The following is a 19,895-nucleotide window of genomic DNA, read 5'->3' as shown; positions in this document are numbered from 1 at the left end:
CATTTTTCTATTGTTCATCAGGTATTGTAACAGGGTAAGTCATCATATCATTCTCAAGAATTTGATTAAAAATTAAAAAAATAAAAACCGTTATCATGGTGCTGAATAAGCGAGAATGATAACGGTTTCAGTCATATTAAGCGTGCCCGCCAAGTAGTCAAAGAATAGTCACAAACTGAACGATTTTGTTCACTGTTAGTTCATCAGTTCTCCCGTATATCTTCACAAATTTTAGAGATAATAATCTTGTGAAGAAGTGAGAGTGTTCTCGCGGTAACACAATATACATAAAAGGAAGAGGTATATATTATGACGATTTACACAAAGACAATCACTGCTGCTTTGGCATTAATGTTAGGTGCAGCACCACTTGTTGGTACTGTTAGTGCCGAAACTTCAGATGGAACTGTGACATTTTCTAATGAAACAGGTGCATTGTCAATTGATAGTGCAGATGACATTACATTTGGCTCAATTGACTTGGCAAGCGTTGCTGATTTCACGCCTACGGCTACAAACCAAGCAACAGGTAAGGTTGTTTTGAGCCAAACTGCAGCTAACCCAAGTGGCACTTATGGTATTACAGTGCAACAAACAGGTGGTTGGATGAGTGGTGGAGAACAAGTGACAGCAGCTAACCTGCCAATTCAGTATGATGGTACTTCTATTACAGCTGCTCAAGATTTTGTTGCTACTGGTACGTCTGCGCCAACAACACGTGGTTTATCTGACAAGAATTTTAACTATGGCTCTAAGGACTTTACTTTAGACTTGACAGGTAGTGGTAATTTGACAAATGCTGTCAACAAGTCATTGACATCTGAAGTGACTTGGACTTTGACAGAGGGTGTATAATGCTTAGAAGACTATTCGATTAGAGTAGTCTTTTTCTGGTATGAGGTAGAGCTCATGAATGATAACACCATATCAATTGCTGAAAAGATTTACTTTGATGACGATGGCCAATTAGTTATTACTGAAGGACGACCGAACTTCACATCAGCAGTTAAGGATCTTTTTGATAATAGTGTTAGTATGCACATCTGTCATTCGATTAGTTGGCAGACGATGGATGATATAGTAGGGGGCATTGTCAAGGCCAGTTATGATGCGTCAAAGAAAAAAGAGTTAATCGGCATTTTTTTAAAAGCTTTATACGCTGGCGAAGTCAGTTCAACCGTCAAAAATATCAGAACAGCTATCACTTTAAGCGACGAGTACAATACATGGTGTCAGCGAAACATTGAATCACTATGGTCACAAAACAACGGTTTAGTGCAAACATTTTATCAAAAAATGTTTAGTCAAGTGCGTAACTTACGTTTGAATAGTGGTTTATGGAATATCAGAATTCAGGGCAATTTTGATCCGCGTCATTGGGTACATTACAATGATGCTGGTATAGCAGATATGAGCGACGATAATCCGAATCCACCTAGCGTACTCGGTGCTTATCAGGGCACTTTCTTACTGACAAGCGACTCTGACGCCAGACAATTAAACTGGCTAGCAGCGGTCACGAGTGCAATAGGATTCGGTTATCCAGACTTTGTACAAAATAAACTTGGTGTGTCATTTAGTTTTCCAGCAGTCTATACGTGGCAACCAGTTTTGTACTCGTCTTCTAATAGCTTCTTAATTAATTGGGACCAAAAAGCCTATTTGAACGAATATATTGAGTGGGATAGAAGTAAGTTTTAGCTTGAATTATCACAAAAGGAGAAACTATGGGAATTTTAGGAACAATATTGGGTGCCGGTGCAATGGTGGGTAAGCTTTGTGGCGCTTTTGCAAGCACATTGTCTGATACCAATGCGGGACGCTTAACTATGCGCTACACTGACCATGATGGACAGACACACTTATTATCTGACACTGGCTTATCAATCGGTGATGGCTCTTTTATCACCAGCAAAAATGAAACAACTGGTAAAGTTGATCATCTTTTGTTCAATCGTTCCTCTGAAAATGCACTCGAGATTACCCGTGCTAATGTTGATGATATCAAGGGTGATGACCCAATGAGTGAAAGCTTGCTCATTGGGCCAACTGATAAAGGTTACATTGAACTATTTTATACGAATTCACATTATCCAGTTGATACATTTGTGCAAGTCGTGCCAGTTAACGAACCAACCACTTTTAGAGGAAATGCTTTGGCGGCTGGTGGCATGATTTATACTGCGAGTTTTAAGAATTTAGTTGTTGATTCTGAAAATGTTAAATCAGGTTCTTATTTTCAATTGAATTATAATCAAGGCGCTTTGTTCTTTTCAAATGTTACCCTTGCGCCATCAGGCGTGGCCTATCTAAGAGTCACAGCGCATAATGGGATTGCGTTCAGCAATGAGGTTGAATTACCAGTTTTGAAAACTGGTAATAACTATAATTGTAAGTACTCATTTTCTGAATTTGGCATCAAAAGTGGTGATGTTGTTGACATTGATTTACGTGTACTGTTTGGCGCTGCAGAAGCTTCAAAGATAAAACAATTACAAACAAAGCGAGGCCTGAAAACAGCACCAATAAATGAACACGAGATGGATTTCATCTCACAATTACACCTTTAATTGTGATGGATGGATTTGTTCGTGGGCAATTGTTTGCTAACATCTATATTGGTGTTCCTTATTCAACAGTGATTGCTTACATGACGGACAATGAAGTTAATCCAAATGTGACATTTCAAATAGTTGCCGGGCAACTACCGGGGGGGATACTGTTTAATGAAACGACTGGTGAATTATATGGAACGGCAACGCCATTTGCGCAGACTCATGATGTGCAAGTGAGCACAATCAATGGTCATGATATTTTAACAGTACGTTTAAATATTTGTGCGACGGTTTCGCCACCACTTAAGATTGGACCATTATCTAAAATCATTATTTTGCAAAAAGGACAGTTTTTTGCACAAAAAATAGCGGTTGATGGCGGTGTTGGCAAGATAAATTATAGTTGTCACGGTTTGCCATGTGGCTTATATTGTCATGGGACAACTGGTGTGATTTATGGACAACCCATTGCGTTTGGCGGCGATACAACAATTACAATAACGGTGATGGATAGCCAGAACACAACAGATACTGTAAAGGTGATTATTAGAATGGTACAAGATGATGATGAAAGATATTAGAACTGAAACGCTTGAATTTCCAGCTGGTTATTTTGGTTTAGTGACGATGACAACGCAAGCAGGTTATGCCATAGAAGTTACTATTACTGATCAGAATGGTACGCAATTATTTTATGCGCAGCGATCAAGTAGCAATCCAATACCAACTATTACTGGCACATTTATCACATTGACAGACAATCCTACGGTGACAATTCGTTGTGATGATTCGACAGATTTAGATGTGCGCTATGAGCAACTCACTATTTCAAATAATGATGACAGTCTGATTACTCGTGATTATGTTTTCGTGGCGGAAGATTGGACCGACTACGATTATAATGACTTATTTTTATCAGTGTCAGCATGGCAACATAACGGTTAATAACGTTTACGTTAACACCTAGTTGCCTTTTTTTGTTGCTATCCTATTATAATAGTTCTCAGATTTTATTGATTTAATTAACATTTATTAATATATACAAACAGAAAGGTGGCGAGTTTTATCATTTTGGGTTATATTAATTTGAAAAAGCTAAATAATGAAAGGAAAGTAGCTAAATGAAAAGGATATCAATTAAAGATGTTGCTAAAAAATCAGGCGTTTCAACGGCAACTGTATCTCAAATTTTGAATGGCAAGGGTGGACGATTTTCGAATCAAACAAGAGAAAGAGTTTTTAGAGCGCGTGATGAACTTGGATATATTGCTAGTATTGCGGCCAGAACTTTAAAAGGCTTTCATGCCATTTTGATTGGTGTGATTGTGCCATCATTTCGATTGCCATTTTTTGCAAATTTAATTGAAAGTATGGAGAAACATGAAGAGTACGGTGTACGTTTAGTATTTTTTGCTGCAACAGATAATAAAATTGAAAGTGCCATCCGGTCATTACTTGCAAGAGGTGTTGCTGGTCTGATAATTGGAAGATCGATTCCGGAAAGTATGAAAATATATCAACTTTTAGCTAAACAACACATACCCTACTTAGTGTTAGATCAGAATAGTGATCAGCAGGCACGGGATCGTATTATTGTTGATGAATTTCAAGGCGGTGGACTGGTTGCGAATCATTTTGTAGAGTTAGGACATACAAAAATAGCTGTCGTTTCGCCCCAAAAAATGACACATAATATGTTACAACGGCGCCAAGGATTTGTAGACGCACTGGACAAACAAAATATAAATCCTGTCATTATCAATACGGCAGATCTTTCAAAACATAGTGGTTATGCTGTTACTAAAAAAGTTATTGCCAATAAAGTTAGTGCGGTTTTTGTATTGAATGATGCGATGTCTCTTGGTCTGATGCGAGGGCTTGTTGATAGTGGTGTTAACATTCCTAGAGACATTTCTTTGGCGGGCTATGATGACGACGATTATGCACAATTTGTAACGCCAGCCTTAACCACTGTTAGTCAACCGGTCTCCAACATTGGCGCTTCAGCAATCAAACTTTTGATGAATAGAATTAATTTTCCAAATTTACCAACGCAAATTCAAAAGTTTAATTTAACCTTGGTAAGACGTGAATCCACCAGTAGTTATAAAGGTATTGCGTAAAATATTGTGGCTCAATTTATACTTGTAACAATTATTTGTGATTTTTTCTTGACATTGAGATAACTAAGCGGTAAATTATAAATAAAGAAAGCGCTTACATTATTTGTTCAGCTTATTTTTTTGAACTAAAAGTAAAACGTTTTACTAAAGAAGGAGAGAAAATGAAAAAAATCGGCGTATTAAATTCGGATATATCGGCTGTCATTGCTGATATGGGACATCAAGATTGGTTAGCAGTCGGGGATGCTGGTACTCCAGTTCCTAAGGAAACCTCAAAAATTGATTTAAGTGTCAAGAATGGGTTGCCACACTTTATAGACGTACTTGATACAGTTCTAATCGAATTGGAGGTTCAAAAAATTTATTTAGCGGAAGAAATTAAAACAGCTAATCCTGAAATCTTAACAGAAGTGAAAAATAGATTTTCTGACCGGGTCATCATAGAATTTATTTCGCATGAACAGTTAAAGCAAAACTTAAAACGTAGCAAAGCGTTTGTTAGAACTGGTGAAATGACACCGTATGCTAATGTCATTCTTGAAAGTGGTGTCGTATTTTAATGAAAAGGAAAAGTGAAAACAATGAAAATTGATATGCTCGGTATTTCTAAATCATTTGGCAATAATCATGTTTTACGGGACGTAAACTTTCATTTGGATAATGCTGAAGTGCATGCATTAATGGGTGAAAATGGTGCCGGTAAGTCAACACTAATGAATATTTTGACTGGGTTATTGAATGCTGACTCAGGACAGATATTAGTTGATGACAAAGAGGTTCATTTTAATGGGCCCAAAGATGCAGAAGAACATGGTATTAGCTTTATTCACCAAGAAATGAATAATTTCGGTGAAATGACAGTTTTAGAAAATATGTTTCTGAATAAAGAAGTTAAAAATAAGTGGGGTATGATTGATGAAAAAACGATGCGTGCAGAAGCGCTGAAAATATTCCAAACGTTAAATATTAATTATGATTTAAACGCAATGATTGGTGATCTAAGCATTGGTGCACAGCAAATGATTGAAATCTCTAAGGCAATGATGTCTGAGGCTAAAGTGATTATTATGGACGAACCAACAGCGGCTTTAACTAATTCTGAAATCACATCTTTGTTTACCACGGTTAATCATCTAAAGGATCAAGGTGTCAGTTTTATTTATATTAGTCACCGTATTGAAGAAAATATGGAAATTGCTGACAAAATTACAATTATGCGTGATGGTCACACGGTTGATGAATCATTAATTTCTGAAACAAGTGTTGAAAAAATAGTAACTAATATGGTCGGTAGAGATATTGGTGATTTTTATCCTGAGCGGCATGCTAACACAGGCAAAACGATTTTGTCAGTTACACATTTAGAAAGTGATGATAAGTTTCATGATATTAATTTTACGGTTAAAGAGGGCGAGATCTTAGGATTTTCAGGATTAATGGGATCGGGCCGAACTGAAATTATGCGTGCCATTTTTGGAGTTGATCACCGTAACGGTGGTGATGTTGCCATCAATGGCAAAAAAGTCAAAATTATGTCACCTTCAGATGCCATTAACCAAGGCATTGGATTTGTAACTGAAAATCGCAAAGATGAAGGCTTGATTTTAGACTTCTCAGTTTCTGAAAACATTATAATGGCTAGTCTAAAAGATTTAGTTAAAAAGCATTTCATAGATGAAAAGGTTAAAGACGACTTTGTGAATTTGTTAGTAAAACGTTTAACTATAAAAACAGATGGTACAAACATTGATGCTGGTAGTTTATCAGGTGGTAATCAACAGAAAGTGGTTTTGGCAAAATGGATTGGTGCTGGCAGTAAAATATTGATTTTAGATGAACCAACTAGAGGTGTTGATGTCGGGGCTAAACGAGAAATATATGATCTCATAAATGAATTAACTAGCCGTGGTGTCGCTATTATTATGGTTTCTAGTGATCTACCAGAGGTTTTGGCAATGAGTGATCGCATTGCTGTGATGTATGAAGGAAACATGATGGCTATTGTTGATAATAGTCATCATGTAACAGAGTCCGACATTATGACGCTCGCAACAGGAGGAAAAACGAATGACTAGTACTAGTAATGAACAGAAAGTGGTGAAAGAAGTGAAAGACAAAAAAATATTGCAGCAATTGTCAGGATTAGGGCCAGTTCTTGCATTGATAGTGCTAGCTTTAATTACAACGGTGATGAATCCTAGTTTCCTTGATCCAAATAATTTGCTCAATCTTTTGCGACAAGTATCAATTAATGGTTTGATTGCCTTTGGTATGACCTTTGTCATATTAACAGGTGGTATTGATTTGTCGGTTGGTGCTATTTTGGCACTGACATCAGCACTGTCAGCAATGATGATTACAAGTGGTGTGCCAACGTTGATTGCTATGTTGATCGGTATTATATTCGGTGGCCTGTTAGGTGGTCTGAATGGGTTGATTATTACAAAAGGTGGTGCTGCACCATTCATCGCTTCGTTGGCGACAATGACAATTTTTCGAGGTGCAACATATGTGTTCACTAATGGAAATCCAATTACAAGTAAAGCAATGAACAATAGTTTTATTTTCCAATTCATTGGTCGTGGTTACTTTTTCGGAATTCCGGTGCCTGTCATTATCATGTTGATTTCATTCTTTATTCTGTACATTCTTTTGCACAAAATGACATTTGGACGTAAGACCTATGCATTAGGTGGTAATGAAAAAGCTGCATTTGTGTCAGGTATTAAAGTCAATATAACAAAAACATGGATTTACGTTATCTCAGGTATTATGAGTTCAGCCGCTGGTATGATTTTGATTTCGCGGTTAAGCTCAGCCCAACCTGATGCAGGAACAGGTTTTGAAATGGACGCTATTGCTGCGGTCGTTTTGGGTGGCACTTCACTTGCCGGTGGTCGTGGTCGTATTTTTGGAACATTAATTGGTGCATTGATTATTGGAACACTAAATAATGGTATGAATTTGATTGGTATTTCTAGCTTCTATCAGCAAATTGTCAAAGGAATTGTGATTATTATTGCTGTTTTGTTAGACCGTCGAAAGAAAGCTTAGGTTGAGGGGTTTAAATTATTATGACAAAGAAAATATTAGGAATTGCTGTTGGTATTCTAGCACTGATTTACGCTGTCGTGTTTGTTGTTTCTGGTCGGGCTGTGTTTTCGATTAGCAATCCCTTTCAAACTAACACAGTTTTACAACATAAAAAACCGAGTGAATTAAAAATTGGTGTCTCTCTTTCTACACTCAATAATCCTTTCTTTATTTCTATCAAGCAGGGTGTTACAGAAACTGCTAAAAAGTCTGGATCAAAAGTTCAGGTTTACGATGGGCAAAATAGTACTAATAAGCAGAGCAATGATGTTGAAGATTTAATTCAAAAAAAGGTTGATGTATTAATCATTAATCCAGTTGATTCCTCAGCTATTACACCGGAAGTGAAGTCGGCTAATGAAGCTGGTATTCCAGTTATCACAATTGATCGTTCATCAGATGGTGGAAAAGTGTTGAGCTTAGTCGCTTCTGATTCAAAAGAGGGTGGCAAAATGGCTGCTGACTTTATGATCAAAACGCTGGGAGAAAAAGCAAAAATTGCAGAGTTACAAGGTACTCCCGGTGCGTCTGCTACGCGTGAACGCGGTGCTGGATTTGATAATACTGCTAAAGGGCATTTAGATATTGTGACGAAACAAACTGCAAATTTTGATCGTACGGAAGGTTTAAATACTGCTGAAAATATTGCTCAAGCTCATCCTGACATCAAAGGATTATTTTCTCAAAATGATGAAATGGCTTTAGGTGCTGTCCAAGCACTAAAATCAAATCCTGATATCGTTATTGTTGGATTTGATGGCTCTGTTGATGGCATTAATGCAGTCAAAAAAGGACAGATGGCAGCTACTGTGGCTCAAAAACCAAAAGAAATGGGTAAATTAGCGGTTCAAGCTGCTTATAAACACTTCAAAGGCGAAAAAGTATCAAGTCAAATCAAATCACCTCTAGAATTAATTGTAGCGGATAAATATAAATAACTATTTGAAAGGTTTGAAATAATGAACAAGGTTGTCGTGATTGGAAGTTTAAACATAGATCTCATTACAAAAATAGTCCGCTTGCCAGTGCAAGGAGAAACTATGTCTGTCAGGGAACAAGTAACAAGTTTTGGTGGAAAAGGTGCAAATCAAGCAGTTGCTGCAGCCAGACAAGGATCAGAAGTGACGTTTGTTGGCGCCGTGGGTAATGATGAAAATGGTGACGCCTTTAAAAAATTATTACGTCAAGAAAATATCAACACGGATTATATTGTTTCAAAACAACAAAGTACAGGTTCGGCGGTTATTTTATTAGAAGAAAACGGGCATAATACTATTTTAGTAAATGGCGGAGCTAACGCTCGTCTAGATGTTGCTGATATTCAAAATGCAAAACAGGTGATTGAGAAAGCAGACATTGTCGTTGCACAATTAGAAGTCCCAAGTGAAACTGTTATTGAAGCTTTTAAAATTGCCAAGAATGCAGGCGCAATGACTGTTTTGAATCCTGCTCCAGTTAGAAAACAATTAGATCAAGAACTCATCAATTATACTGATCTCATTGTTCCAAACGAAACTGAAGCAGCTGCACTAGCCAAGGAAAATCCGACAACTGAAGTGGCAGTCATCGAAAAGACTATTTATCACAAATTGCAAGGGCAAGGATTAGAAAATGTTATTATTACGTTGGGTGATAAAGGCGTTTACTATAAGGTTTTGAACAAAAGTCAGCTCTTACCAATTTTTAAGGTACAGACATTGGATACTACTGCAGCAGGAGACACATTTATTGGTACAATCGCTGCTAACTTACATGCTGATTATGCTAACTTAGAAGAAACTTTGTTGCGAAGTAGTTTAGCTAGCTCGATTGCAGTTAGTCGTGCAGGTGCAATTGCATCTATTCCTAACAGTAAAGATATTGAGGAACAGTTTAAAAAAAATAATGATAATACGAGGGTATTATGATGACAAAGCAAGATCTTTTTAAGCAAAAAGCGGCAAGAGCTGCCCTTGATTACATTAAAGACGGTATGATTGTTGGATTGGGCACAGGCTCTACTGTTAGCTATTTATTAGATTATATTTCTGAAAAAGAACTAGATATCACAGGTGTCACAACATCTAAAGATACGTCAAGAAAATGTCGTACTTTGGGTATAAGAGTCGTTGACATCGACATGGTTGATCATATTGATGTCACCATTGATGGTGCTGATGAAGTAGATGCCTACATGAATGGTATAAAAGGTGGTGGTGCTGCATTATTAATGGAAAAAATTGTCGCAAAGAATTCTAAAACTAACATTTGGATTGTAGATGAAACCAAAGTTCATAGTGTATTAGGATCATTTCCATTGCCTATTGAAATTATTTCATATGGTAGTGGTAAGTTGATTCAAAACTTTGAAGAAAAGGGTTACCATCCGGTTCTACGTCTTGACAATGCCGGGAATCCAGTTGTGACAGATACAGGGCACAACATCATTGATTTGAATTTGCATTATATTGATAATCCTCAAGAATTAGCAGAATATTTAGAAAGCCAAGTTGGTGTTGTCGAACATGGTCTGTTTATAAATATTGCAGATGTTGTCATTATTGGTGGTGAAAAAATTATCATTAAAAATAAAAAATAATGATTTGATTCAGATTTGTATTTTAATACAGTTTAAAGCAAGGCAATGCCATGCTTTTTTTGTTGCAGTTGCGTTTGACAATGTTCGGATTTTTCACGTACAATAGTAAAGTAACTAATTAACTGAAAAGATTGATTTACAGCAAGATAACTTGCTAAATACGGAGAAATAACAATGGCAAAATCAGAACATCCGGCAGTGTGGTATGAACATCTGCATACCGAGAAATACACCGGCGCACGCAGAGGCCGTATCCACACGCCGCATGGCACATTTGAGACGCCTATGTTCATGCCGGTTGGCACACAAGGTGCTGTCAAAGGTGTTGGTACACGTGAATTAAAAGATATTGGTGCACAATTTATTTTGAGTAATACCTATCACTTATGGGTTCGTCCCGGGGATGAGTTAATTGCGCAAGCTGGTGGGTTACACAAATATATGGGTTGGGACCAAGCCATTTTGACTGATTCAGGTGGCTTCCAAGTCTTCTCATTGGCTGACGCTCGTAAGCTCAAAGAAGAAGGCGTCACTTTCCAAAATCACGTCAACGGGGACAAGATGTTTCTATCACCTGAAGTGGCAATGAGAATTCAGAATAATTTGGGTTCAGATGTCATGATGCAACTTGACGAAGCCATTCCGTATTTTGAGACTTATGAATACATCAAGGAATCAATGCAACGATCATTACGTTGGGCAGAACGTGCGCAAGTTGCCCACAAAAATCCTGACACACAAGCCTTGTTTGGTATTGTACAGGGCGCTGGTTTTAAAGCATTGCGTACAGAGTCTGCTAATGGTTTAGTTGGCATGGACTTGCCCGGTTATGCAGTCGGTGGCTTATCAGTTGGTGAATCTAAAAAAGAAATGAACCGCGTGCTTGATTTCACTATGCCACTGTTGCCAGAAGACAAGCCTCGCTATCTTATGGGCGTGGCAGCACCTGATTCATTGATTGACGGTGTTATTCGCGGTGTTGATATGTTTGACTCGGTCTTGCCCACTCGAATTGGTCGTAAAGGTACCTTAATGACACGCTTTGGTCGCGTCGTCATCAAAAATTCAAAGTACAAAAATGATTTCACACCATTGGATCCAGATTTGAGTTATTACTCACCTAATCCAATTCGCCGTGAACAATTTGGTAACTTAGCGCAATATGATTTGCCGAATTACAACCCATTCCAGAATCTGACACGCTCATACTTACACCACTTGTTTAACGCCAATGAGTTACTAGGTGCACAATTAGCGTCAGAACATAATTTACGTTTCTTACTGCAATTCATGGAAGATATGCGTACAGCAATCGAGAATGATGAGCTACTAGCTTTCCGTGAGACAGTCATGGAAGAATACGGTTACAACAAACCAAATGCACGTCTTTTTTAAATTTGGTACAATAGAGATACTAGTAAAATTGTGGGCTTTACTCAAAATATGACCACAGAATGAAGAAAGTAGGATATAACATGTCTTGGAATTTGATTTTGCCATTGGTGATTATCGTGGCAATGTTTTGGTTTATGTCACGCCAACAAAAGAAGCAACGTGAACAACAACAAACTATGCAAAACAGTTTACAAAAAGGTAGTTCAGTTGTGACAATTGGCGGCTTACATGCGATTGTTGATAGCGTAGATACTGCTGCAAAAACAGTTGATTTAGACGCTGAAGGTGTTATTTTGACATTTGAATTGTCAGCAATTCGTACAATCAAAAACCCTGTTGCACCAGTAGCAGAAAAGCCAACAGTTGATGACTTAAAGCCAGCCGAAACAGTTGAAGAAACAGAAAAGATTACTGATGATACTGATAAGCCATCAGATAGCAAGTAAATTTTCTTAACGGTATAATAAAAGGGAGCGAAAGCTTCCTTTTATTTTGGAGAAAATATGAAAACACACGTCTTGACTATGCCTGATGGTACAAAAATTGTTTATGATGAATATGGGAATGACACGCTAACGACTGTTTTGCTATTGCATGGCAATGGTAGCTCTGCGCGTTACTTTAAGCGTCAATTACCAATCTATGCCGCACATTTACATGTCATTGCGATTGACTCAAGAGGGCATGGTCGCTCTAATAATACACAAACGGATATTAAGATTACTGATTTAATTAGTGATATTGAACAAATTCGTATGACGTTGCATCTCGACAAAGTGGTTATTTTAGGTTATAGCGATGGTGCTAATATTGCTATGAAATATGCCATACAATATCCACAGCATGTGGCACGTTTGGTACTCAATGCACCTAATTTGACTTCGGAAGGTGTGTACAAAATTCTCTGGTGGGGAGACAATGTTGCGCAAGTTGCGACTGCAGCAATGGCACCATTCAGTGCTTATGCTAAACGTCGCCACCAACAATTACATGTGATGAGTGAACCACTTAATATTACTTGTCAGCAATTGGCGGATTTAGCCATTCCTACTTTGATAGTCATTGGTGAGTTTGATCTAGTCAAGCGTCGTCATATCGAACATATTGCTGAAATAATGCCACATGCGCAAGTCATGATTTTAAAGGGACATGGGCATTTTGTCACTTACACGAACCCACGCAAGTTTGCGCAATTGGTGGCACCATTTTTAATAGGGGGAAATGATGCAAAAATTTAAAAACTTATTATTGCGGTTGGTGATTCCGACCATTACGTTGATTTTGGTGACACAACTAATCATTATGACGCGTGAGATTACTTGGCAGGCAATTTGGTCAAGTATTAATGACGTGGCATGGTGGCAAGCCGCTTTGTTGATTTTGCTTGGCTTTTTAGCGGTGATACCGACATTGTATAACGACCAAATATTAAGTCTCTGGCAAGGGTATCAATTGACAAATGGTGAGTTGTTACAGCGTTCATGGCTCGTTAATGTGATCAACCTTAACGTTGGTTTTTTTGGTGTCTTGAGTGTGTTATTACGGCGTATTTTTTATAGCGACCAAACACGAAAGAATGGTGTTAAGCCCTTTGTACAAATGTATTTTTTGGGACAAACTGGTTTATTACTATTGGCAGTGCTAGTTTTGTTTGATTTGTTAGTTTGGCACAGTCATTATTTTGCCGATGAAATTGGTTGGTTGGCAGTATTAATCATCGTCGGCATGGCGGCTTTGGCAGTATCGTTAAGTTCACGTTTGAAAGCTTGGGACGGACTGACTTGGCCAGTTGCTGGCAAATTAATGTTAAATGCTGTGGTTACTGTGAGTGCACAAATGATTTTGTTTTTAATCATTGGCATTATCATTAATGTTCAGTTAAGCTGGTTAAATATTTTAATCGTCTTTGTTATTGCTAGTACAATTGCGTTGATTTCAATGGCGCCGGGTACTTGGGGTGCTTTTGAAGTCGCGGTTTTATTGCTAATTAGTTTGCTTGGCGTATCTCGCGTGGATGGTGTCATTTGGCTAATTTTATATCGTGTGACCTTTAATTTGGTGCCGCTATTGAGCGCGCTGGGCTTGTTATTTTTCCGGCTATCAAAGCAGATAAATAATAATTTTCGTGGTGTACCACATTATGTTGCGCAAGCCGTGGTACATCGTTTGGTGACGATTGCACTTTATTTATCTGGTATTTTACTAGTGCTATCTGGTACGATGCCTCAAATCGTTGAGCGAATACCATTATTTAACCAACTTAGATTGTGGCCTATTACTTATGCGCTGGCGAATCAGTTACCTAGCATTTTATTGGGATTCTTGATTTTGATGAATGCACGTGGCGTAGCTAATCGTGTGGCGCGTGCTTATCAGTCAACCATTATTGTTCTAAGTTTGACGGTTGTATATGTGCTATTTTTCTATCGCCATCTATTACCTTTGATTTTGATTGGTTTGGTATTAATGGCAGTTATTTTTAGCAAAAAAACGTTATATCGGTCACAATTTATACACGCGTGGGAAGAGCAAACAGTTGATGGTGTGATATGGGGTGCCTTGATTGCCGGTTACTTAATGTTAGGATTTATGCATGTGCCAAGTATTCATCGCCACTTTATTCATGTTGGTCATTTACCATCAATACACTGGTGGTGGTTAGGCGCCGTTACGATAGCAATTGTTGCGATTTCTGTTTGGCTGCTAGCACAATTTTTACATGCCAAACAACGACCATTGGGCACTGAATTTGATGAAATGCGCGTACAAGAAGTCTTATCACTCGGTGACAATCACTATACCAGCTTGATTTTTTTGGGTGATAAGCGACTTTATTTTTACCAAATTAAGGAACATGATGTTGTTGGGTTGCAGTTTAGATTAGTCAATAATAAGGCCATGGTGATGGGCGATCCATTTGGGGAGTCACGTTATTTTGCTGAAGCCATGCAAGCTTTTGTTGAAGAAGCTGATCGACTTGGTTATGTACCAGTATTTTATGAGGTTAGTGAGCGTGTGGCGATGCTAGCTCATGAGTTTGGCTATGACTTTTTCAAACTTGGCGAAGAGGCACATGTTAATTTGGCTGATTTTTCAACGGCTGGCAAAAAAATGCAAAATATTCGTTCAGAAATGAATCAAGCTGGTCGCGCTGGCTTTGAATTCAAAGTTTTGACACCACCATTCAGTCCAGAAGTCATTGCGCAAATGCAGACAATTAGTGATGAATGGTTAGCCGGTCGTGATGAAAAAGGTTACTCATTAGGTTTTTTTGACCCTAATTATTTGCAACGTGGCGAGGTTGCCATTTTGGAAAAAGATGATCGCATTGAGGCGTTTGCTTCATTAGTTGTTTCACACACAGAAAAGCAGATGGCAGTTGACTTAATGCGTTTCACTGCTTCAGCACCTAATGGGGTGATGGATGTCCTTTTTGTTAATGTCTTCAAATATGCAAAGTCACAAAACTATGAAACTTTTAATTTAGGCATGTCACCCTTAGCCAATGTCGGGCTTCATCGACAAAGCTTTGGACGTGAGCGATTAGCTAACTTAGTCTATCAATTTGGATCCAAAGTTTATTCTTTTGAAGGCTTACATCACTACAAAAATAAATTTTCTCCTACGTGGCAGGCAATGTACATTGCTTATTCGAGAAAAAGTAGCATTATTGCTGTGATGATTGGACTACTGAAGGTTGATAATAAGGGAGTGGCACATGCACCAGAGATAGATTTGCGTTATACTAAAGACAATTTGGATGAGGAGGACAATTAAACAATGCCAATGCATGAATACTTTATGGGCATGACACAACTAGAGCTCATTAATCGCGCGCCGGGATTTTTCAAATATCAACCCCACAACGTCGCGGCGCACTCTTGGAAAGTGACTCAAATCGCGCAATTTTTAGCGGATGTTGAGGAACAAAATGGCGCCAAAATTAATTGGCAATCGGTTTATGAAAAAGCCTTGAATCATGATTACACAGAACGATTTATCGGTGATATCAAAACACCCGTGAAATATGCGACCTCAACCTTACGGTCAATGTTAGCTGACGTAGAAGATTCAATGACCGAAAATTTTATCAAAACAGAAATTCCAGCGCAATTTCAAGCAGCCTATACGAGACGGCTTGGAGAAGGTAAAGACGACAGCATTGAAGGACAAATTTTGTCCATTGCTGATAAAATTGACCTGATGTATGAAGCGTATGGCGAACTTGAAAAGTTTAATCCAGAACCAGTCTATGTTTCAATTTTCCAAAGCAGTTTAGAAGCACTTTCTGAGTATCAATCAATGGCGAGTGTTAAGTATTTAGCCACTGAAATTTTACCAGACATCTTCCATGAAACTTTCATCCACAAAGCATTATTATATGATTTGGCGAAAAGTTTGCTACCTGATTTTGCTGCGAAAGTTAATAATGCTGAGCACTAAAATTTACCACTTAGAAAGGCAAATATTATGAAATTGTACGTTGTACGTCACGGGCAGACCATCTTTAATCAATTAAACAAAGTACAAGGTTGGGCTGATACACCACTTACTAAAAAAGGTGAAAAAGATGGTCAAATGGCTGGCCAACGACTAAAAAATGTCAAATTCAATGCTGCTTATTCTTCAGATACGTCGCGTGCTATCCACACGGCTGAGTTTGTTTTGGCTGAAAACAATAATTCCACGCCACAACTGAAGTTTCTGCCCGAATGGCGTGAATATTTTTTTGGGAGTTTTGAAGGTGGTAGCAACGATATTATGTGGGGCGCTGTCGCTGATGCGTTCGATGTTAGCGAAAAAACGCCTGATGCGATTGCTGAATCAATCCATGATATGACGGCTATCATGAACAAAATTCATGAAGTAGATCCGCAACATATTGGCGAAACTGCCGCTGATTTTTGGCAACGTATGTCCGGCGCACTGGGTCACTTAAACGCTAAGCATCAACCCAATGATAATATTTTAATTGTGACTCACGGCCAATTGATTGGTAACTTAGCGCAACACTATGGCCATCTGCAAGGCGCTCAGCGCCCTCGAAATGGTGCAGTTGCTGTCTTTGATTTGGATAATAATGGTTTGAAAGTGACTCACTTTAATGACATTGACACCATTTTTTCCTAAAAATAGATATATTTAAAAATTCTTTACTTTTATTGAGAAACAAAATAAACCTTTTAGCCATGATGTTTTCACAATTGTTTCTGAAAACATCATTGTTATTTTCTTCACAAAAAATTTGATAAACGATTGACATTTTAGAGTGGAACCGGTTACAATATTATGGTAAGTGATTATCATAATTGAAGGAGATAACATGGTTAAACAAGATAGCCTGCTCACTAAGATTGCGTTTTTGGGCATTTCATTTGTCTTGACAAGTGCGTATGCTATTAACGGTGCGTTGCCACAAATGACTGAGGCATTGCACATTTCATCGACAGAGGCGCAGGTTTTGGCAACAACACCGTCTATCACGGTAACGGTTTTTGTGCTCTTGAGCAGCTTCATAGCAGCAAAACTTGGTGACAAAAATACTATTATTTTGGGTGTGACGTTAGTGGGTCTAGCTGGTATTGTGCCAATGTTCACTGACTCGTATGCCATTATATTAGTTTCACGAACGGTATTGGGCGCTGGACTAGGCATTTTTAATTCATTGGCAGTATCCATGATTGCAGTGATGTACAATGGTAAAACGCGAGCGGCGATGTTAGGTTATCGTGCGGCTGCTGAGCAAGTTGGACAAGCAGTTTTGACTTTATTAGCAGGCTTGTTACTAGCATTTGGATGGCGTGCAACATTTTTGGTTTATTTGATTGCCTTTCCAATTTTATTCCTGTTCATCAAGCGTGTGCCTGATACTTCAGAAATGACACCGCTACAGTCATCAAAGTCTGAAAAGACAACAGTTGAAAAAATAACGCGAATTAGTCCCTTAGTACTAGTGTTTACGTTATTTGCTGCATTTTTAGTCATTGATTACATGGCCATCCAATTGAGCTTCCCTTTTATGGCAACTGAATTAAAGGGTGAAGGATACAATACGTCCCCAATCTTATCAGCAATGTTAATTGCTGCAACAGTTGGTGGCGTAACCTATGGTTGGTTTGTGGCGACTTTTGGTCGTTTCACACTTCAAATTGGTTTGGTGTTGATGGCAATTTCTAACTTCTTAGTTGCTTTTTCGCATGGCAACTTCATCATGTTAATGGCAGGGGTACTGTTGATTGGTTTCCCACTACAATTAATTTCACCATTCATTTTTAATCAATTACCAAAATTGGGACCGCTTGCACGTCAATCACTGATTACTTCAATCATTTTGATTGGGTTTAACGTTGGGGTCTTCATCGAACCAATGTTTGTGGCGACTTTTGCCAGCATGATTGGTCACGGTGGTGGTAGTGCCGCTGCGTCAGCGTACGCTACAATTCCTTATTTGGGAATGGTGCTTCTCATTATCGCAATCGTTACAGTTATTACTAGCAGAAAACAGGAGAAATAATAATGGAAATTCAAAACAAAGCAATGTTGATCACTTATGCTGACTCATTGGGAAAAAACTTAAAAGATGTTCATCAAGTCTTGAAAGAAGATATTGGTGATGCAATTGGTGGTGTTCACTTGTTGCCATTCTTCCCTTCAACAGGTGATCGTGGCTTTGCACCAGCCGATTATACTCGTGTTGATGCTGCGTTTGGTGATTGGAAAGATGTCGAAGCATTGGGTGAAGAATACTATTTGATGTTTGACTTCATGATTAACCATATTTCTCGTGAATCAGTGATGTATCAGGATTTTAAAAAGAACCATGACGATTCAAAATATAAAGATTTCTTTATCCGTTGGGAAAAGTTCTGGGCAAAAGCCGGTGAAAACCGTCCAACACAAGCCGATGTTGACTTGATTTACAAGCGTAAAGACAAGGCACCAACGCAAGAAATCACTTTTGATGATGGCACAACAGAAAACTTGTGGAATACTTTTGGTGAAGAACAAATTGACATTGATGTTAATTCAGCCATTGCCAAGGAATTTATTAAGACAACCCTTGAAGACATGGTAAAACATGGTGCTAACTTGATTCGTTTGGATGCCTTTGCGTATGCAGTTAAAAAAGTTGACACAAATGACTTCTTCGTTGAGCCAGAAATCTGGGACACTTTGAATGAAGTACGTGAAATTTTGACACCATTAAAGGCTGAAATTTTGCCAGAAATTCATGAACACTATTCAATTCCTAAAAAGATCAATGATCATGGTTACTTCACTTATGACTTTGCGCTACCAATGACAACGCTTTACACATTGTATTCAGGTAAGACAAATCAATTGGCAAAGTGGTTGAAAATGTCACCAATGAAGCAATTCACAACATTGGACACGCATGATGGTATTGGTGTTGTCGATGCCCGTGATATTCTAACTGATGATGAAATTGATTACGCTTCTGAGCAACTTTACAAGGTTGGCGCTAATGTTAAAAAGACATATTCATCAGCTTCATACAACAACCTTGATATCTACCAAATTAACTCAACTTACTATTCTGCTTTAGGGAATGATGATGCAGCCTACTTGTTGAGCCGTGTCTTCCAAGTCTTTGCCCCTGGAATTCCACAAATTTATTACGTTGGTTTGTTGGCAGGTGAAAACGATATCGCGCTTTTGGAGTCAACTAAAGAAGGTCGTAATATTAACCGTCATTACTATACGCGTGAAGAAGTTAAGTCAGAAGTTAAGCGACCAGTTGTTGCTAACTTATTGAAGCTATTGTCATGGCGTAATGAAAGTCCAGCATTCGATTTGGCTGGTTCAATCACAGTTGACACGCCAACTGATACAACGATTGTGGTGACACGTCAAGATGAAAATGGTCAAAACAAAGCGGTATTAACAGCTGATGCAGCGAACAAGACTTTTGAAATCGTTGAAAATGGTCAAACAGTTATGAGCAGTGATGATTTGACTCAGAACTAAACAATATTTGAATCAATTGCTAAAAAATGTTTCCTTTAAGGAAACATTTTTTTGATGATAGGATTAAATATTATATTGACAGACAAAGTAATTTATTTTATACTAAACTCACTGTTCAAAAGCTTTAAAAATTGTGCGCTGTCAATTACAGTGTGTTGAAAG

20 protein-coding genes are annotated in these 19,895 nt (G+C 38.2%); all 20 read left to right on the top strand.

Features of this window, described 5'->3' with window-relative positions:
* Nucleotides 1–309 precede the first annotated feature (309 nt).
* The 20 genes from ACI3ES_RS08920 (at nucleotide 310) to gtfA (ending at nucleotide 19,733) form a co-directional block, all read left to right on the top strand.
* The gene (locus ACI3ES_RS08920; RefSeq protein WP_114666928.1) at nucleotides 310–855 is read left to right on the top strand and encodes a chitinase; all 546 of its coding nucleotides are present in this window, start codon (nucleotides 310–312) and stop codon (nucleotides 853–855) included.
* Between the two features lie 54 nt (nucleotides 856–909).
* Nucleotides 910–1,701 carry a hypothetical protein gene (locus ACI3ES_RS08915; RefSeq protein WP_114666927.1) on the top strand — a complete coding sequence of 264 codons (792 nt, stop codon included), beginning with the start codon at nucleotides 910–912 and terminating at the stop codon, nucleotides 1,699–1,701.
* 26 nt (nucleotides 1,702–1,727) lie between these two features.
* Complete coding sequence (locus tag ACI3ES_RS08910; RefSeq protein WP_114666926.1) at nucleotides 1,728–2,570, top strand: hypothetical protein; 843 nt, start codon at nucleotides 1,728–1,730, stop codon at nucleotides 2,568–2,570.
* A 5-nt stretch (nucleotides 2,571–2,575) separates the two neighbouring features.
* A complete protein-coding gene (locus tag ACI3ES_RS08905) occupies nucleotides 2,576–3,136 on the top strand; it encodes a putative Ig domain-containing protein (RefSeq protein WP_080519189.1) in 561 nt (186 codons plus the stop codon).
* Nucleotides 3,117–3,500: a hypothetical protein gene (locus tag ACI3ES_RS08900; RefSeq protein ID WP_233539830.1), complete on the top strand. Its 384-nt coding sequence runs from the start codon at nucleotides 3,117–3,119 to the stop codon at nucleotides 3,498–3,500. The genes ACI3ES_RS08905 and ACI3ES_RS08900 overlap by 20 nt, the downstream gene beginning before the upstream one ends.
* Nucleotides 3,501–3,676: 176 nt before the next feature.
* On the top strand, nucleotides 3,677–4,678 hold the full coding sequence (gene rbsR / locus ACI3ES_RS08895; RefSeq protein WP_260353637.1) for a ribose utilization transcriptional repressor RbsR: 1,002 nt from the start codon (nucleotides 3,677–3,679) through the stop codon (nucleotides 4,676–4,678).
* A 161-nt stretch (nucleotides 4,679–4,839) separates the two neighbouring features.
* A complete protein-coding gene (gene rbsD, locus ACI3ES_RS08890) occupies nucleotides 4,840–5,238 on the top strand; it encodes a D-ribose pyranase (protein ID WP_114666924.1) in 399 nt (132 codons plus the stop codon).
* Nucleotides 5,239–5,259: 21 nt separating this feature from the next.
* Nucleotides 5,260–6,753 carry a sugar ABC transporter ATP-binding protein gene (locus ACI3ES_RS08885; RefSeq protein WP_114666923.1) on the top strand — a complete coding sequence of 498 codons (1,494 nt, stop codon included), beginning with the start codon at nucleotides 5,260–5,262 and terminating at the stop codon, nucleotides 6,751–6,753.
* Entirely contained in the window at nucleotides 6,746–7,732 is a 987-nt protein-coding gene (locus ACI3ES_RS08880) for an ABC transporter permease subunit (RefSeq protein ID WP_142511908.1), read from the top strand. Before ACI3ES_RS08885 ends, ACI3ES_RS08880 begins: the two co-directional genes overlap by 8 nt.
* A 20-nt stretch (nucleotides 7,733–7,752) precedes the next feature.
* Nucleotides 7,753–8,709 (top strand): D-ribose ABC transporter substrate-binding protein, encoded by a 957-nt coding sequence (locus tag ACI3ES_RS08875; protein ID WP_114666921.1) that lies wholly within the window; start codon nucleotides 7,753–7,755, stop codon nucleotides 8,707–8,709.
* 21 nt (nucleotides 8,710–8,730) lie between these two features.
* Nucleotides 8,731–9,678, top strand: coding sequence for a ribokinase (gene rbsK / locus ACI3ES_RS08870; RefSeq protein WP_114666920.1), 948 nt, complete (start codon nucleotides 8,731–8,733; stop codon nucleotides 9,676–9,678).
* Entirely contained in the window at nucleotides 9,678–10,349 is a 672-nt protein-coding gene (rpiA, locus tag ACI3ES_RS08865) for a ribose-5-phosphate isomerase RpiA (protein ID WP_114666950.1), read from the top strand. The genes rbsK and rpiA overlap by 1 nt, the downstream gene beginning before the upstream one ends.
* A gap of 174 nt (nucleotides 10,350–10,523) precedes the next feature.
* Nucleotides 10,524–11,744, top strand: coding sequence for a tRNA guanosine(34) transglycosylase Tgt (gene tgt, locus ACI3ES_RS08860; RefSeq protein WP_114666919.1), 1,221 nt, complete (start codon nucleotides 10,524–10,526; stop codon nucleotides 11,742–11,744).
* 80 nt (nucleotides 11,745–11,824) lie between these two features.
* Nucleotides 11,825–12,190, top strand: coding sequence for a preprotein translocase subunit YajC (yajC, locus tag ACI3ES_RS08855; protein ID WP_004911433.1), 366 nt, complete (start codon nucleotides 11,825–11,827; stop codon nucleotides 12,188–12,190).
* A 57-nt stretch (nucleotides 12,191–12,247) separates the two neighbouring features.
* On the top strand, nucleotides 12,248–12,982 hold the full coding sequence (locus ACI3ES_RS08850) for an alpha/beta fold hydrolase (RefSeq protein WP_114666918.1): 735 nt from the start codon (nucleotides 12,248–12,250) through the stop codon (nucleotides 12,980–12,982).
* Nucleotides 12,969–15,521, top strand: a complete 2,553-nt coding sequence (gene mprF / locus ACI3ES_RS08845; protein WP_114666917.1) for a bifunctional lysylphosphatidylglycerol flippase/synthetase MprF — start codon at nucleotides 12,969–12,971, stop codon at nucleotides 15,519–15,521. Before ACI3ES_RS08850 ends, mprF begins: the two co-directional genes overlap by 14 nt.
* A 3-nt stretch (nucleotides 15,522–15,524) precedes the next feature.
* A complete protein-coding gene (locus ACI3ES_RS08840; RefSeq protein ID WP_004911426.1) occupies nucleotides 15,525–16,187 on the top strand; it encodes a YfbR-like 5'-deoxynucleotidase in 663 nt (220 codons plus the stop codon).
* Nucleotides 16,188–16,214: 27 nt separating this feature from the next.
* Nucleotides 16,215–16,874: a histidine phosphatase family protein gene (locus ACI3ES_RS08835; RefSeq protein WP_080519191.1), complete on the top strand. Its 660-nt coding sequence runs from the start codon at nucleotides 16,215–16,217 to the stop codon at nucleotides 16,872–16,874.
* Between the two features lie 193 nt (nucleotides 16,875–17,067).
* Nucleotides 17,068–18,258, top strand: a complete 1,191-nt coding sequence (locus tag ACI3ES_RS08830) for an MFS transporter (protein WP_114666915.1) — start codon at nucleotides 17,068–17,070, stop codon at nucleotides 18,256–18,258.
* Nucleotides 18,259–18,260: 2 nt separating this feature from the next.
* Nucleotides 18,261–19,733 carry a sucrose phosphorylase gene (gene gtfA / locus ACI3ES_RS08825; RefSeq protein ID WP_114666914.1) on the top strand — a complete coding sequence of 491 codons (1,473 nt, stop codon included), beginning with the start codon at nucleotides 18,261–18,263 and terminating at the stop codon, nucleotides 19,731–19,733.
* Nucleotides 19,734–19,895: the final 162 nt, after the last annotated feature.

This window comes from Leuconostoc falkenbergense, assembly GCF_045801155.1.
Lineage (GTDB): Bacteria > Bacillota > Bacilli > Lactobacillales > Lactobacillaceae > Leuconostoc > Leuconostoc falkenbergense.
This window is presented reverse-complemented; position numbering and strand designations above follow the sequence as displayed.

What these genes read in the sequence shown, in the direction of transcription:
- ACI3ES_RS08920 (WP_114666928.1), top strand. Translation starts at nt 310, where the DNA reads ATGACGATTTACACAAAGACAATCACTGCTGCTTTGGCATTAATGTTA.
- ACI3ES_RS08915 (WP_114666927.1), top strand. Translation starts at nt 910, where the DNA reads ATGAATGATAACACCATATCAATTGCTGAAAAGATTTACTTTGATGAC.
- ACI3ES_RS08910 (WP_114666926.1), top strand. Translation starts at nt 1,728, where the DNA reads ATGGGAATTTTAGGAACAATATTGGGTGCCGGTGCAATGGTGGGTAAG.
- ACI3ES_RS08905 (WP_080519189.1), top strand. Translation starts at nt 2,576, where the DNA reads ATGGATGGATTTGTTCGTGGGCAATTGTTTGCTAACATCTATATTGGT.
- ACI3ES_RS08900 (WP_233539830.1), top strand. Translation starts at nt 3,117, where the DNA reads ATGATGATGAAAGATATTAGAACTGAAACGCTTGAATTTCCAGCTGGT.
- rbsR (WP_260353637.1), top strand. Translation starts at nt 3,677, where the DNA reads ATGAAAAGGATATCAATTAAAGATGTTGCTAAAAAATCAGGCGTTTCA.
- rbsD (WP_114666924.1), top strand. Translation starts at nt 4,840, where the DNA reads ATGAAAAAAATCGGCGTATTAAATTCGGATATATCGGCTGTCATTGCT.
- ACI3ES_RS08885 (WP_114666923.1), top strand. Translation starts at nt 5,260, where the DNA reads ATGAAAATTGATATGCTCGGTATTTCTAAATCATTTGGCAATAATCAT.
- ACI3ES_RS08880 (WP_142511908.1), top strand. Translation starts at nt 6,746, where the DNA reads ATGACTAGTACTAGTAATGAACAGAAAGTGGTGAAAGAAGTGAAAGAC.
- ACI3ES_RS08875 (WP_114666921.1), top strand. Translation starts at nt 7,753, where the DNA reads ATGACAAAGAAAATATTAGGAATTGCTGTTGGTATTCTAGCACTGATT.
- rbsK (WP_114666920.1), top strand. Translation starts at nt 8,731, where the DNA reads ATGAACAAGGTTGTCGTGATTGGAAGTTTAAACATAGATCTCATTACA.
- rpiA (WP_114666950.1), top strand. Translation starts at nt 9,678, where the DNA reads ATGACAAAGCAAGATCTTTTTAAGCAAAAAGCGGCAAGAGCTGCCCTT.
- tgt (WP_114666919.1), top strand. Translation starts at nt 10,524, where the DNA reads ATGGCAAAATCAGAACATCCGGCAGTGTGGTATGAACATCTGCATACC.
- yajC (WP_004911433.1), top strand. Translation starts at nt 11,825, where the DNA reads ATGTCTTGGAATTTGATTTTGCCATTGGTGATTATCGTGGCAATGTTT.
- ACI3ES_RS08850 (WP_114666918.1), top strand. Translation starts at nt 12,248, where the DNA reads ATGAAAACACACGTCTTGACTATGCCTGATGGTACAAAAATTGTTTAT.
- mprF (WP_114666917.1), top strand. Translation starts at nt 12,969, where the DNA reads ATGCAAAAATTTAAAAACTTATTATTGCGGTTGGTGATTCCGACCATT.
- ACI3ES_RS08840 (WP_004911426.1), top strand. Translation starts at nt 15,525, where the DNA reads ATGCCAATGCATGAATACTTTATGGGCATGACACAACTAGAGCTCATT.
- ACI3ES_RS08835 (WP_080519191.1), top strand. Translation starts at nt 16,215, where the DNA reads ATGAAATTGTACGTTGTACGTCACGGGCAGACCATCTTTAATCAATTA.
- ACI3ES_RS08830 (WP_114666915.1), top strand. Translation starts at nt 17,068, where the DNA reads ATGGTTAAACAAGATAGCCTGCTCACTAAGATTGCGTTTTTGGGCATT.
- gtfA (WP_114666914.1), top strand. Translation starts at nt 18,261, where the DNA reads ATGGAAATTCAAAACAAAGCAATGTTGATCACTTATGCTGACTCATTG.